The sequence below is a fragment of the Pseudomonas zhanjiangensis genome (assembly GCF_041027545.1).
Lineage (GTDB): Bacteria > Pseudomonadota > Gammaproteobacteria > Pseudomonadales > Pseudomonadaceae > Aquipseudomonas > Aquipseudomonas zhanjiangensis.
The window spans coordinates 1-13,418 of the sequence record NZ_JBFTEG010000009.1 but is presented as its reverse complement, the minus strand read 5'-3'; the positions used below and the strand labels follow the sequence as shown (position 1 = coordinate 13,418).

Annotated in this window: 9 protein-coding genes and 1 pseudogene; 9 read left to right on the top strand and 1 reads right to left on the bottom strand. The window is 63.5% G+C overall.

Annotated features, from left to right (window positions below; genetic code table 11):
• Positions 1 to 177: 177 nt before the first annotated feature.
• The 9 genes from AB5S05_RS12320 (at position 178) to AB5S05_RS12280 (ending at position 13,225) form a co-directional block, all read left to right on the top strand.
• Entirely contained in the window at positions 178 to 2,532 is a 2,355-nt protein-coding gene (locus AB5S05_RS12320) for a Tex family protein (protein WP_369287822.1), read from the top strand.
• A 3-nt stretch (positions 2,533 to 2,535) separates the two neighbouring features.
• Positions 2,536 to 2,922, top strand: coding sequence for a PaaI family thioesterase (locus tag AB5S05_RS12315; RefSeq protein ID WP_369287821.1), 387 nt, complete (start codon positions 2,536 to 2,538; stop codon positions 2,920 to 2,922).
• Positions 2,923 to 3,160: 238 nt separating this feature from the next.
• The gene (gene gshA, locus AB5S05_RS12310; protein WP_369287820.1) at positions 3,161 to 4,741 is read left to right on the top strand and encodes a glutamate--cysteine ligase; all 1,581 of its coding nucleotides are present in this window, start codon (positions 3,161 to 3,163) and stop codon (positions 4,739 to 4,741) included.
• 154 nt (positions 4,742 to 4,895) lie between these two features.
• Positions 4,896 to 5,102, top strand: coding sequence for a ribosome modulation factor (gene rmf, locus AB5S05_RS12305; RefSeq protein ID WP_369287819.1), 207 nt, complete (start codon positions 4,896 to 4,898; stop codon positions 5,100 to 5,102).
• A 289-nt stretch (positions 5,103 to 5,391) separates the two neighbouring features.
• Entirely contained in the window at positions 5,392 to 5,910 is a 519-nt protein-coding gene (locus AB5S05_RS12300) for an Hcp family type VI secretion system effector (protein WP_369287818.1), read from the top strand.
• A gap of 175 nt (positions 5,911 to 6,085) precedes the next feature.
• Positions 6,086 to 8,128, top strand: a complete 2,043-nt coding sequence (locus AB5S05_RS12295) for a type VI secretion system Vgr family protein (protein ID WP_369287977.1) — start codon at positions 6,086 to 6,088, stop codon at positions 8,126 to 8,128.
• Between the two features lie 17 nt (positions 8,129 to 8,145).
• Positions 8,146 to 8,994 (top strand): DUF4123 domain-containing protein, encoded by an 849-nt coding sequence (locus AB5S05_RS12290; RefSeq protein ID WP_369287817.1) that lies wholly within the window; start codon positions 8,146 to 8,148, stop codon positions 8,992 to 8,994.
• Positions 8,991 to 12,269 (top strand): toxin VasX, encoded by a 3,279-nt coding sequence (locus tag AB5S05_RS12285; protein ID WP_369287816.1) that lies wholly within the window; start codon positions 8,991 to 8,993, stop codon positions 12,267 to 12,269. The genes AB5S05_RS12290 and AB5S05_RS12285 overlap by 4 nt, the downstream gene beginning before the upstream one ends.
• Positions 12,266 to 13,225: a hypothetical protein gene (locus AB5S05_RS12280; RefSeq protein WP_369287815.1), complete on the top strand. Its 960-nt coding sequence runs from the start codon at positions 12,266 to 12,268 to the stop codon at positions 13,223 to 13,225. Before AB5S05_RS12285 ends, AB5S05_RS12280 begins: the two co-directional genes overlap by 4 nt.
• A gap of 67 nt (positions 13,226 to 13,292) precedes the next feature.
• On the opposite strand, the pseudogene AB5S05_RS12275 reads toward AB5S05_RS12280, so the two are convergent.
• Positions 13,293 to 13,418, bottom strand: a pseudogene (locus AB5S05_RS12275) (IS3 family transposase); the annotation flags it as partial.

Sequence of the window (13,418 nt, the reverse complement as noted above, 5' to 3'; positions counted from 1 at the left end):
GTTTCCTACGCCGGCATTATGGCCCAGCGGCGCGCCCAGGCGGGCGGGCCATTGTTAGCAGATTTTTCCCCGAACGGTTCCCAGCAGCCGTCGGCACGGTGTTTATAATGCGGCGCTTTCGTGCCTGGCCCGTGGTCTGCGTGGCCGGTTTTTCGTTTCAGTGTGGGTAGCCTTTTTATGGACAGCATCAACAACCGCATCGCCGAAGAACTGGGCGTGCGCCCGCAACAGGTGGCCGCCGCCGTGGCGCTGCTCGACGAAGGCTCGACCGTGCCCTTCATCGCCCGCTACCGCAAGGAGGTCACCGGCAGCCTGGACGACACCCAGCTGCGCCACCTGGAGGAGCGCCTGCGCTACCTGCGCGAGCTGGACGACCGTCGCGCCAGCATCCTCGCCAGCATCGAGGAGCAGGGCAAGCTGACCCCGGAGCTGGCCCGCGAGATCAACCTGGCCGACACCAAGACGCGCCTGGAAGACCTGTACTTGCCGTACAAGCAGAAGCGCCGGACCAAGGGCCAGATCGCCCTGGAAGCCGGCCTCGGCGAGCTGGCCGACGCCCTGTTCAACGACCCGAGCCTGGCCCCCGAGGCCGAGGCGGCGCGCTTCGTCGATGCCGACAAGGGCTTCGCCGATGTCAAGGCGGTGCTCGATGGCGCCAAGTACATCCTCATGGAGCGCTTCGCCGAGGACGCCAGCCTGCTCAGCAACCTGCGCGGCTTTCTCAAGGAGCACGCCACCCTCAGCGCCCGCGTGGTGACCGGCAAGGAAGAGGAAGGGGCCAAGTTCCGCGACTACTTCGAGCACGACGAGCGCTTCAAGAGCACCCCGTCGCACCGCGCCCTGGCGATCTTCCGCGGGCGCAACGAGGGCGTGCTCAGCGCCAGCCTCAAGGTCGGCGAGGAAACGTCGGGCGCCGTCGCGCCAGGCACCCTGCATCCCTGCGAGCTGATGATCGCCGAGCGCTTCGGCATCGAGCAGCGCGGCCGCGCCGCCGACAAGTGGCTGGGCGAGGTGGCGCGCTGGACCTGGAAGGTCAAGCTCTACACCCACCTGGAAACCGACCTGCTCGGCGAGCTGCGCGAAGGTGCCGAGGACGAGGCGATCTCGGTCTTCGCCCGCAACATGCACGACCTGCTGCTGGCCGCCCCGGCCGGCCCGCGCGCCACCCTGGGCCTGGACCCGGGCCTGCGCACCGGCTGCAAGGTCGCGGTGGTCGACGCCACCGGCAAGCTGCTCGACACCGCCACCGTCTACCCGCACGCACCGAAGAACCAGTGGGACCAGACCCTTGCCGTGCTGGCCGCGCTCTGTGCCAAGCACTCGGTCGACCTGATCGCCATCGGCAACGGCACCGCCAGCCGCGAGACCGACAAGCTGGCCGCCGAACTGATCAAGAAGTACCCGGCCCTGAAGATGACCAAGGTGATGGTCAGCGAGGCCGGCGCCTCGGTCTACTCGGCCTCGGAACTGGCCGCCAAGGAATTCCCCGAGCTGGACGTGTCGCTGCGCGGCGCGGTGTCCATCGCCCGTCGCCTGCAGGACCCGCTCGCCGAGTTGGTGAAGATCGATCCGAAGTCCATCGGCGTCGGCCAGTACCAGCACGATGTGTCCCAGCTCAAGCTGGCCCGCTCGCTGGATGCGGTGGTGGAGGACTGCGTGAACGCCGTCGGCGTCGACGTCAACACCGCCTCGGCCGCCCTGCTCGCGCGCATCTCCGGGCTCAATGCGACCCTGGCCCAGAACATAGTCGCGCACCGCGACGCCAACGGCGCGTTCAGGACCCGCGACGCGCTGAAGAAGGTGCCGCGCCTGGGCGACAAGACCTTCGAGCAGGCCGCCGGCTTCCTCCGCGTGATGAACGGCGACAACCCGCTGGACGCCTCGGCGGTGCACCCGGAAACCTACCCGCTGGTACAGCGCATCGCCCAGGATACCGGCCGCGACATCCGCTCGCTGATCGGCGATTCGACCTTCTTGAAGCGCCTCGACCCGAAGAAATTCACCGACGAGCGCTTCGGCCTGGTGACCATCGGCGACATCCTCAGCGAACTGGAGAAGCCCGGCCGCGACCCGCGCCCGGAGTTCAAGACCGCCGAGTTCCAGGAAGGCGTCGAAACCCTCAAGGACCTCGAACTTGGGATGATCCTCGAAGGCGTGGTGACCAACGTGACCAACTTCGGCGCCTTCGTCGACATCGGCGTGCACCAGGACGGCCTGGTGCACATCTCGGCGCTGTCGGAGAAATTCGTCAAGGACCCGCACGAGGCGGTCAAGGCCGGCGACGTGGTCAAGGTCAAGGTGATGGAGGTGGACATCCCGCGCAACCGCATCGCCCTGTCGATGCGCATGAGCGATACCCCCGGCGAGAAGGTCGAGGGCGCGCGCGGCGGCCAGCGTGGCGGGCAATCCCGCGGCGGCGCACGGGGCGGCAACACGCCGCGCAGCGAACGCCACTCCAGCCAGGACAAGCCGGCGCCGGCCAACGCCGGCATGGCCTCGCTGTTCGCCAACGCCAAGCAACTGAGGAAGTAAGCCATGAGCCACAACTCCCCGGTCGGCCAGGACAGCGCCTTCAGCAAGCTGCTCGGCATGACCATCGACAAGGCCGAGAACGGCGAATCCCAGGTGCGCATGAGCATGCAGGATCACCTACTCAACCTGCACGGGCGCATGCACGGCGGTGCGCTGTTCTCGCTGATCGACACCGCCCTCGGCCAGGCCAGCCACAGCCTGTTCGGCGGCGAGGCCGGCAGCATGACCCTGGAATGCAAGGTCAACTACATCCGCGCGGTCAACGAAGGCGAGATCGTCTGCAACGCCCGCGTGCTCAATGCCGGACGCAAGGTGCACGTGCTGGAGGCGCGGGTGCAGCAGGGCGACAAGCTGGTCGCCACGGCCCAGGCCACCTTCATCTGCAAGTGAGCCGCCCGCTCCGGCGGCGCCGACAGCGGCCGCCGGAGCCCGGTGCTCGCAGGCAACGCGGGCACGGCGCGAAGCGAGTCGCTGAGGCGCAAGCGACCTTCGCCTGGGTGTAATTTCCCGTTCGCCGGCTGGTCTAGGGTAGGCAGACTGCGGCGCAAAGCGTCGTTACCGATTCCCCCTTGTAGAGCAGTGGATTCGCCCCCATATTGGGCCGACCGACGCGTGAAGGAATGCAATCTTGAGCGACCTGTTATCCCGCCGCCTGGCCCTGCTCGGCGAGCGCGCCAACCTCTCCCTGCTTTCCCAGTGCTTGCACGGCATCGAGCGCGAGTGCCTGCGCGTCGACAGTGACGGCCAGTTGGCCCTGACCCCGCACCCGGCGGCGCTGGGTTCGGCGCTGACCCACCCGCAGATCACCACCGACTACTCCGAGTCGCTGCTGGAGTTCATCACCCCGGCAGAACCCGACCCGGCCACCACCCTGGCCGACCTCGAGCAGATCCATCGTTTCGCCTACAGCAAGCTCGACGGCGAATACCTGTGGAGCCCCTCGATGCCCTGCGCCCTGCCGGACGAGGAGAGCATCCCGATCGCCCGCTACGGCAGCTCGCATATCGGCGAGCTGAAGTACGTCTACCGCAAGGGCCTGGCCCTGCGCTATGGCAAGACCATGCAGTGCATCGCCGGGATCCACTACAACTTCTCCCTGCCCGAACAGCTCTGGCAGCTGCTGCAGCAGGCCGAGGGCGACAGCCGCAGCGAACGCGACTACCAGTCGGCACGCTATATCGGCCTGATTCGCAACTTCCGCCGCTACAGCTGGCTGCTGATGTACCTGTTCGGCGCCTCGCCGGCACTGGACAAGGGCTTCCTGCGCGGTCGCCCGCACCAGCTGCAGCAGCTGGACGCCGACACCCTCTACCTGCCCTATGCCACCAGCCTGCGCATGAGCGACCTGGGCTACCAGAGCGAGGCCCAGTCCGGCCTGACCCCTTGCTACAACGACCTGACCAGCTATACCGACAGCCTGCGCCTGGCGGTCGGCACCCCCTACCCAGCCTACGTCGAGATCGGCGCCAAGAAGGATGGCGAGTGGCTGCAGCTGAACACCAACATCCTGCAGATCGAGAACGAGTACTACTCCAACATCCGCCCGAAGCGGGTGACCCACAGCGGCGAGCGGCCGATCCAGGCGCTGATGGCGCGCGGCGTGCAATATATCGAAGTGCGCTGCCTGGACATCAACCCCTTCCTGCCCTTGGGCATCGACCTCAGCGAGGCGCGCTTCCTCGACGCCTTCCTGCTGTTCTGCGCCCTGGAAGACAGCCCGCTGCTGGAAAGCGGCGAATGCCACACCTGCACCGACAACTTCCTCAAGGTGGTCAAGGAAGGCCGGCGGCCTGGCCTGCAGCTGCAGCGCCAGGGCCAGGACGTCGGCCTGCAGGCCTGGGCCGAGGAGCTGCTCGAGCGCATCCAGCCGCTGGCCGAACTGCTCGACCAGAGCCAGGGCGGCGACGCCCACCTGCAGGCGCTGCAGGCTCAGCGCGCCAAGGTCGAGGCCCCCGACCTCACGCCCTCGGCCCAGGTACTGGCGCAACTGCAGCAGGGCGAAAGCTTCACCCAGTTCGCTCTACGCCAGAGCAAGCGCCACGCCGACTACTTCCGCGACCGCCCGCTGAGCAGCGAACAGCTGGCAGCCTTCGAGGCCACCGCCGAGCAATCACTGCATCAGCAAGCCGATTTGGAAACCTATCAGGAAGGCGATTTCGACAGCTTTGTCGCCGCCTATCAGGCCAGCATCCTCGCTCAGGCGCTCTGAGCGCTGCGCCTTGCATTCGCCCCTCTGCCTGCGCGACAGAGGGGCGAATACGTCACAAATATCACAAACGGCAGCCCAGCCGGGATCAATGACAGGGCGCCTGGCGCCGGACGCGACTAGCATAGCCCCTGACAGAGCCAGACGAGCCGTGCCCATGGCGCCCGCCGCCCGCAACGAAGATGACCGCCACTGGAGCCTGGAGAGCCTGAACAAGGCTTATAAGCAGGGCTACATGGCGGGCCTGACCGGCCAACCCATCACCCAGCACGAGCACACGGCCTCGGTGCTGGCTGCGGCCTGGGAAGCCGGCTGGGACGATGGCCACGAGCAATACGCCCTGGCCAAGCAGCGCATCGCCTGACCCCTCCCCCTGAGCAGCTTGTTGCGCAAGCCGCTGTGGATAAGCCTGTGGACACTTACGCCGAACCAGCGCTGACCAAAGGCCCGAGCGGCCCTGCGCCACTTTCTGCGCAGGGCTGTGCAACTCGCTGCGCAAGCCACTGCGACCCACCGCACAAGGTGACCAATGACCGACACAGAGTCACGCTAAACAACTGATTTAAAAGGATTTAGCAAAAACGGCACGCTTCTCGCTCTCTATCAGGCTCCCGGATCACTCTCGATCCATGACCCAGGCAAGGAGAGCACTCATGCCAACACCCGCGTACCTGTCCCTCGAAGGCACCAAACAAGGTCTGATCACCGCTGGCACCTTCACCGAGGACTCGGTCGGCAACATCTTTCAGGAAGGTCATGAAGACCAGATTCTGGTCCAGGCATTCAACCACCAGGTCATCATCCCGCGTGACCCGCAGTCCGGCCAACCGACCGGCCAGCGCGTACACAAGCCGCTGATGATCACCAAGGTGTTCGACAAGTCCTCGCCGCTGATCTTCAACTCCCTGACCTCCGGCGAGCGCCTGAACAAGTGCCGCCTGGAGTGGTACCGCACCTCCTCCACCGGTACCCAGGAGCACTACTTCACCATCGAACTGGAAGACGCGGTGATCGTCGACGTGCAGTCGCGCATGCCGAACTGCCAGGACCCGGGCATGTCCCACTTCACTCACCTGGAAGACGTCTACTTCACCTACCGCAAGATCGTCTGGACCCACGAAGTCTCCGGCACTTCCGGCTCCGACGACTGGCGTACCCCGATCGCCGGCTAAGTTGGTGATCGCGCGGTAACGCTCACGACGGCCAGGCAGAGTCCTGGCCGTCGTGTTTCAGCCGGGAAATACCCGAAAAAGTCGAGTACGCACGTTCTCCACGCCGCGCCTGGGTTACAACGGCGCCGCCGCGTGTACTAGCGCGACTCAAGGAATGATTGAAGAGGAACAACGGATGTTCGCCCAGGCCAACCAGACCCATTTCAGCCTGGATATCGAAGGCGTCAGCCACGATCTCCAGATCCTCGAATTCAGCGGCCGCGAGGCGATCAGCCAGCCCTTCGCCTTCGAACTGGAGCTGGTCAGCGAACGCCTTGACCTCGACCTGGAGGCCCTGCTGCATCGGCCGGCCTTCCTCGCCCTGTCGCCTGCCGGCAACGGCATCCACGGGCACATCTACCGCTTCGCCCAGGGCGAGTCCGGCAAACGCCTGACCCGCTACCACCTCAGCTTGAGGCCGCAGCTGGCCTATCTGGCCCATCGCATCAATCAGCGCATTTTCCAGCAGCTGACGGTCGCGCAGATCATCAGCCAGGTGCTCGAAGAGCACGGCATCCAGGCCAACGCCTACCAATTTCAACTCGGCTCGCGGTACCCCGAGCGCGAGTATTGCGTGCAATACGACGAATCCGACCTGCACTTCATCCAGCGCCTGTGCGAGGAAGAAGGCATCCACTACCACTTCCAGCACAGCGCCCAGGGCCATGTGCTGGTGTTCGGCGACGACCAGACGCCCTTCCCCAAACTGGCCCCCACCGCTTACCAGCAGGACAGCGGCCTGGTCGCCGACGACCCGGTGATCAAGCGTTTCGGCGTGCGCGTGGAAACCCGTTCGAGCCGGGTGACCCGCCGCGACTACGACTTCGAAAAGCCCAGGCTGCTGCTGGAAGCAGACGCCACGAGCAGCTTCAGCCCGGACCTCGAGGACTACGACTACCCCGGCCGCTTCGTCGAGCGTGAACGCGGCAAGCACCTGAGCCAGCGCGCTTTGGAGCGGCATCGCCACGACTTCGAGCTGGCCGAGGGCGAGAGCGATCAGAGCCTGCTGGTCAGCGGCCACTTCCTGGCCTTTACCGACCATCCCCGACAGGACTGGAACGACCTCTGGCTGCTCACCGAAGTGCAGCACCTGGGCAAACAGCCCCAGGTGCTGGAAGAGTCGGTAACCAGCGACGTGCATGCCGCTGACGGCTTTACCCAGGGCTACCGCAACCGCTTCAGCGCCACGCCCTGGACGGTGCCTTACCGTCCACCACTCGAGCATCCCAAGCCGCGCATCCTCGGCAGCCAGAGTGCGGTGGTCACCGGCCCGGCCGGCGAAGAGATCCACTGCGACCAATACGGTCGGATCAAGGCGCAGTTCTTCTGGGACCGCGAGGGCCAGGCCGACGACAAGACCAGCTGCTGGCTGCGCGTGTCCTCCAGCTGGGCCGGCGACCGCTACGGCGGCATCGCCATCCCGCGCATCGGCATGGAGGTGTTGATCACCTTCCTCGAAGGCGACCCCGACCAGCCGCTGGTGACCGGCTGCCTGTACCACAAGGAACACGTCGTCCCCTACGATCTGCCGGCCAACAAGACCCGCAGCCTGTTCAAGACCCTGAGCAGCCCAGGCGGTGGCGGCTACAACGAACTGCGCATCGAAGACCGCAAGGGCCAAGAGCAGATCTACATCCACGCCCAGCGCGACTGGGACGAAAACATCGAGCACGACCAGAAGATCCGCATCGGCCACGAGCGCCACGACACCGTCGAGGCCAACAGCTACAGCGAGTTCAAGGCCGAAGAACACCGCACCACCCACGCCGACCGCAAGAGCGAGGTCAAAGCCAACGACCACCTCACCATCGGCAACAACCAGCACATCAAGATCGGCACCGGCCAGTTCATCAACGCCGGCAGCGAGATCCATCTGTCCAGCGGTCAGAAGGTGGTGCTCGAAGCCGGCAGCGAACTGACCTTCAAGGCCGCCGGCAGCTTTATCAAGCTGGACGCCGGCGGCATCACCCTGGTCGGCCCGGTGATCAAGCTCAACTCCGGCGGCGGGCCGGGCAGCGGCTCGGGCGCCGCGCCCATCCTGCCGGGCAAGGTCAAGGCAGCGGATACGGACAAGGCCGGGGAGTTGCTGATCCAGGCGCAGAAGCAAGCCCTGCAAAATGCCGCCCGCACCGCACAGCCAGTCTGTGAAATTTGTCAGCAGATGGAGGCCAAGGCGTGAACGCGCAGACCCGCTGCATGAACTACCTGTTGCTCGATGGCGCGCAGATCGACGGCTTGCTTGCCCGGCTGTACAGCCTCGAAGAAACCCCCGTTGTGTACCTGCTCTATCAGCAGACAGCCTATGAAGCCCTGGCCGATGTCGGAGCGGTGCTGATCGCGCTGAACCCAAACAGTGAGCTGGCCCAGGTCTTCGACCAGGAGTGGCGCACATCGGCCGGCATCTGGCTGGAGTCCGATGACGAGCCGGAGGCGCTGGTCGAACACTTGCGCAGCCTGGTGCACGCCCGTGTCGATGGGGCGGTGACGGTGTTGCTGCGCTATTACGATCCGCGCATCACGCCCCTGTGGCTAGGGTCGATGCAGCCCGAGCAGCGCGACACCGTATTAGGCCCGGTGAGCCGCATTCGCTTGCCGGACGAAACCGGGGGCGAGCAGCTGTTCCAACGCGAAATTAGCCCGCACAGCGTTGCGCGCTACACCGACACACCCTGGCTGCGCCTGACGCAAGCACAGCTGGAACATATGAACCAAGCCAAGCAGGCCTGTTTCGATCAGCGCCTGCTGACTCACCTGCAGCGCTACTACCCCGAGTGTATGGATGGGCTGGATGCGCCGCAGCAACAGCAGTGGGCCGCGCAATGCCGAAAGAGCGCGGCCCACTATGGCTACAGCTCAGCCGCTAACGTCATCCGCTGGGCCTGCCTGTGTGCGGAGTTGGGCAACGACTTCCCACAGGCGCCGGAGCACGCGGCCTACCGGCAGTTGCTCGAGCAGCGAGGGCAGCTCCCGGCGCAGCGCCTAGATAACCTCATCACCGAACTTCATCGCCAGTTGTTGCGCGCCGACAAGGAGTCCGTCGCATGAGCGCCACCCCTCAGGACAAATCCCTGCGCCTGGCCCAAGCGGATCAAGCCGCACAGCAGAACTTCGAGAAAGACGACCTGGGCAGCCCGGTTGCCAGTTGCCCGGCCCGCCAGGCCGAGGTGTTTATTGTGCCGGTACGCTATGCGCTGGCCGAATCGGCGGCGCAGCACAGTCGCTGCAAACCTGCGGTGAAAACCCATAGCCACCCCATGGCGCTGCGCCGGCTGCGTCCCGGTTACCTCTACCTGTGGCACGACCAGGGGCCGTTGCGCCGCTTTACGGTGGCAGGTGATGGGCAGCTGGTGGAGCAGGGCTTGGATGATGCCGATGCCCAGGTGCCGAAGGGCGCCCTCGCCGGTATCGCCCTCAACAAACAACACGATGCCTGGTTGCTGTACAGCGAGATCCCGCTGCCCAAAGCCGCCTATCAACGCTTGGCCAGTGAGGCGGGCGAGCGCAAGGCGCGCATGCGCCGTATCAGCTTGAGCCAGGTCGCACGAACCCTGGAGGCCGAGCACTGCCCGCCGTTGGACAGTGCCGATCTGGTCATGGCGGAACTGATGCCCGATGTGCGTGACCAGGCGTTGGCCCACGACTATGCGCAGAACGGCGATGGCTACCGCGAGGGCACTAGAGCCCTCGGCGAGCAGATGAGGAAAGACCCTCGCCCCGAAGTGATCAACGCCTATATCAGCGCCTGTAAATGGCTACGCGAGCGTGAGGACGCCCACGGCCGCCACCCCAACGCGGGCGAACATCCCCCAGGCGAGTGGAGCGCGCAACCCTGGGACGTGGCAGCCACCGATACCTGGCTCAACCAGGCACGCAGCCAGGCCGGGCTGCTGCATGGCGTGTTTGCCAGCCTGGATGATGACCTGGGCGTGTTGCGCGACCTGAACTTCGAGCAGGAGCAGCTAGAGGCTCGTCACACAGACTGGGTGGCCGACAATAACCTACGCCAATCGGTTGGCGGTTTTATACGCAGCTTGATCAGTGAGGACGGTGGCGAAGTTGCCAACATGCTCAATTACCGTTACCGCGAACATGATATCCAGCTCACCCCGGCGCAGGGTGAGACGATGCTCGAAAGTCAGCGTCAGTTAAATGAGCTGTTCAAGGAAGAAACGCGCATCAATCATGAGCGTGGCCGGCAGTACTCGCATCGCCAGGCAGATGCGCTTTTAGTTCAAGTGCATGCTCAAGTCGCGGCGGCCACTGCTCCGGTTCGCAGCTTTATTCCCGCGCATTTGCAGACTGAAGCTGAATACGTCGTGCGCGAATACAGCAAAGCCAAACTCAGCAATCTTGAGGGCGGGCGTGCTAGCGCGAAGGTGGCTGAATACGTCGACCTCCCACGCATGGACGCCTGGCTTGACGAGGAAGCGCCTGCGCACTATCGCCAAGTCGAGCAGCGCAATGACGTGTTTTATGCGGATCGTGATCGATACCTGCCACGGCATGCATTGGGTACGTGGTTCGTTGAGCACGAGAACCCCGCCCATCAAGAGTGGCTCGATGGCCTTGCTGCTGCCTGCCTAAGCGCCCAGTGTACGAGGGAGCGTGGCGCTATGCAGTTCGCCAGCTATGTCCGAGCGGCAGATGACGGGATTTTCCGCTTGATTTTCCAGGCATGGAGCCCCTCTATCGAAGCGGCGTTGAACAACACCAATCGATTTAATGAGCTGGTTACCGCCCTTAGTCACGAAAATCTTGCAGATACTCGCACGGCTTTGGCTGCCAGCTTGGATGAGCCTGTCTTGCGAGCCATTGAGCGACTTGCCCATGAGGTAGAGGGCGCATGGGCGACAACGGTTGCTCGGCTCGGTGGGGCGCTGGTGTTGTTGAAGGCTAAAGCAGGTTTGGCTACCCATTGGGCCGGCTTGATGTTGGTGGCCCGGTTCGGCCAGGACTCAAGGTTGATACGCGGGATAGAGGAAGGGGTTGAGGTTTGGCGTCTGGCAGGGGCCAAGGCCGATGCGCTGAAGCAGTGGACTCAGAACACAGCGCAAGCTATTCGCTCTGGGCGAGCGGCAGGCATCGTGCAATCTCCTGCGGTAAAAAACAGCGGAGGGGTTTTGCCTTTGCTGGCCTTGCTGCTAAACGCCATGAACGCGGAGATCTATGTCAGTCAGGCCAGCGTGCTTGAAGGTGAAGATGAACAGCGTAGGGCCGACCGCGTCTCCGCCACCTTGTTTACCGCCGCTGCGCTGGCCGCCGTAGTGCAGAACTGGATGATTAAGGGGAAAGGGATTCAAGAGATAACCGGGCGATTGGGCAGCAATATTTCCGCTACTGCCCCTACCCTGACACTGTTTGGGGGGGCTGTTGGAATAATATCCGCAGCTGCAGCCTTTAAAGAGCTCGCTTCGTTGCAGCTACAGATCGAAAACGCTCAAAGCCGTATCGACCCTTGGCTGGAGATTCGCAGGCTGGCTGTCACCGGCCAGGTAGCCGTTTATGGCGCCCAAGGGCTGCTGGGTCTCAGCCTGACGGCCATGCGTTTGGCCAATAAAATCGATACGCCAGCGGCTATTCGCCAGTTCAAACTGAGAAACGGCCCGCTCAACCTCTTGTTGCTGGCCCTAGGCGGCGCCTATATCTACGCTTGGCTTCGCCAGGCCACCCCGTTGCAGAACTACCTGGCCAGTTGCTGTTGGTCGCGTGGGCGGGCTTACAAGAATGAAGGCATCGCGCCTGCGACTCAGCTCGCCGAGTTCGAGCAGTTGCTCGTGTTGCTATACCAGCCGCACCTGAGCATGCAGATTCAAAGCGTACAGATTGCCGGCACGGCAGGCGATACCGTCACCCAGGATGGCATCAGTGCGTTGAGCATTGATCTGCCAGGGGCCGAGCCAGGCAGCGCACAGTTGGAGTTGGCGATGATCGGCAACCCTACCCCGGCGAACGTCAGGATGTTCGGCGAAGGCACACGCGGTACACCAACCGACCTGGGTGCAGTTTGGCTGGCCCGTAGCCAGTGCTCCTGGATACCTGTCAACGAAGGTCAAGGCCTGCGTCTTAGTGGCCCCTTCGCGCGCCCGCTCACTCGCCTGTCACTGCGCCTGCGTTACCATAGCCCGGTCGCCGTGCTGGCCGGTGCTGGCAACGTCGTCGGTGGCGAGCGCGGGCTCGCCTATACCCTTAGCCCTGGCGGCTTTCTCACCGATGGTGAGGTGATTCCGCTACGCCCAACTGACCCTACCCCTGAGCTGAATCGTGCCGTACCGCAGCTACTCAAAGGGCCTGAACACTTTCAGCCAAAGGACTCTGCATGACCACACCTGCCGCTGGCACCAGTCGAACCGGGCTGCTCTCGCGGGACGATTACCTCGCTCCGCCACATATCCCTACAGGGCAACCGCCGAAAGATGTGCTCAACGCCATATGGCGTAAGAACGATGTGTTTCTGGATATCGGTTCCTACAGCATTGGTTCGGCGGTAATGGTGATATGGACATCGTTACTATTGGCCGTTCTGATTCTGTGGAGTACTGGAGGCTTTGGGGGTGAGAACTTCGGGTTAACCGTTATTTTCTCAATCATGCTCGGCATTCCCATTCTCATTATGCTTCACGGCCTGACTCAACCCGTTCCGCCGCCAGTACGCTTCAACCGCCAGCGACGAGAGGTCTGTGTGCCGCAAAGTGACGGTAGCCATTGGATCGTGCCCTGGGAGACGGTCACGGCGGCGGCCACCGCTGTTTCCTCTGTAGGGCAACACGGCAAAACCACACAAGGTTTATTGATAGTGGGCTTCAGCAACCCAGACCCAAATGCGAAACTGGAAGATCGCGACTACACCTTAAGCTTTAGCTGTGGTGGCGGCACCACAGCCATGTGCCTATGGGAGTGTATGCGCAGCTACATGGAGGTCGGCCCGGAGGCCATCCCTCAAGGCAATGATCTAGAGAATTTGCGAGCCACACTGGGCGGAAAAGGTGTATTTCTGGGAGTCTGTTGGTCGTTCGTAAAGGACATTAAAAGTCACTTATGGGCAAAAGAGTTTAAGCAAGCCTTATGGATGTTTTTCGGTATATTTGCGTTTGGCTCGCCTCTCATAATGTTGTTGGTGGCTTGGAAGTTGGCGCCTCCACCACAGTTCACTGACCCCAAAATCCTAGAGTGGTCAAAGCCCTTGCCCCATGACCAGTGGGTCAAGCGCTCTCCCGAGCTGGAGCAGGCTATTGCCCAGCGTGAGGCGGAGCTGGGCGCAGATCAAGTAACTGCATGACTTCACCTGCCGCTGGCACCAACAAACGCGGGCTGCTCTCTCAGGACGACTACCTAGCCCCGCCGCGCATGCCCAGGATGCTCCGGCTACCGGCCGAGCCTCGACTCTGACTGAACAACTGGTTGACCTGGCTACGTAGTGCAACACGACGAGCATCGACACGGCGACGTCGAAGGCGATGGGCGTAGTAGCA

Coding starts and splice junctions, on each gene's coding strand:
- AB5S05_RS12320 (WP_369287822.1), top strand. CDS start 178: ATGGACAGCATCAACAACCGCATCGCCGAAGAACTGGGCGTGCGCCCG.
- AB5S05_RS12315 (WP_369287821.1), top strand. CDS start 2,536: ATGAGCCACAACTCCCCGGTCGGCCAGGACAGCGCCTTCAGCAAGCTG.
- rmf (WP_369287819.1), top strand. CDS start 4,896: ATGGCGCCCGCCGCCCGCAACGAAGATGACCGCCACTGGAGCCTGGAG.
- AB5S05_RS12300 (WP_369287818.1), top strand. CDS start 5,392: ATGCCAACACCCGCGTACCTGTCCCTCGAAGGCACCAAACAAGGTCTG.
- AB5S05_RS12295 (WP_369287977.1), top strand. CDS start 6,086: ATGTTCGCCCAGGCCAACCAGACCCATTTCAGCCTGGATATCGAAGGC.
- AB5S05_RS12290 (WP_369287817.1), top strand. CDS start 8,146: ATGAACTACCTGTTGCTCGATGGCGCGCAGATCGACGGCTTGCTTGCC.
- AB5S05_RS12285 (WP_369287816.1), top strand. CDS start 8,991: ATGAGCGCCACCCCTCAGGACAAATCCCTGCGCCTGGCCCAAGCGGAT.
- AB5S05_RS12280 (WP_369287815.1), top strand. CDS start 12,266: ATGACCACACCTGCCGCTGGCACCAGTCGAACCGGGCTGCTCTCGCGG.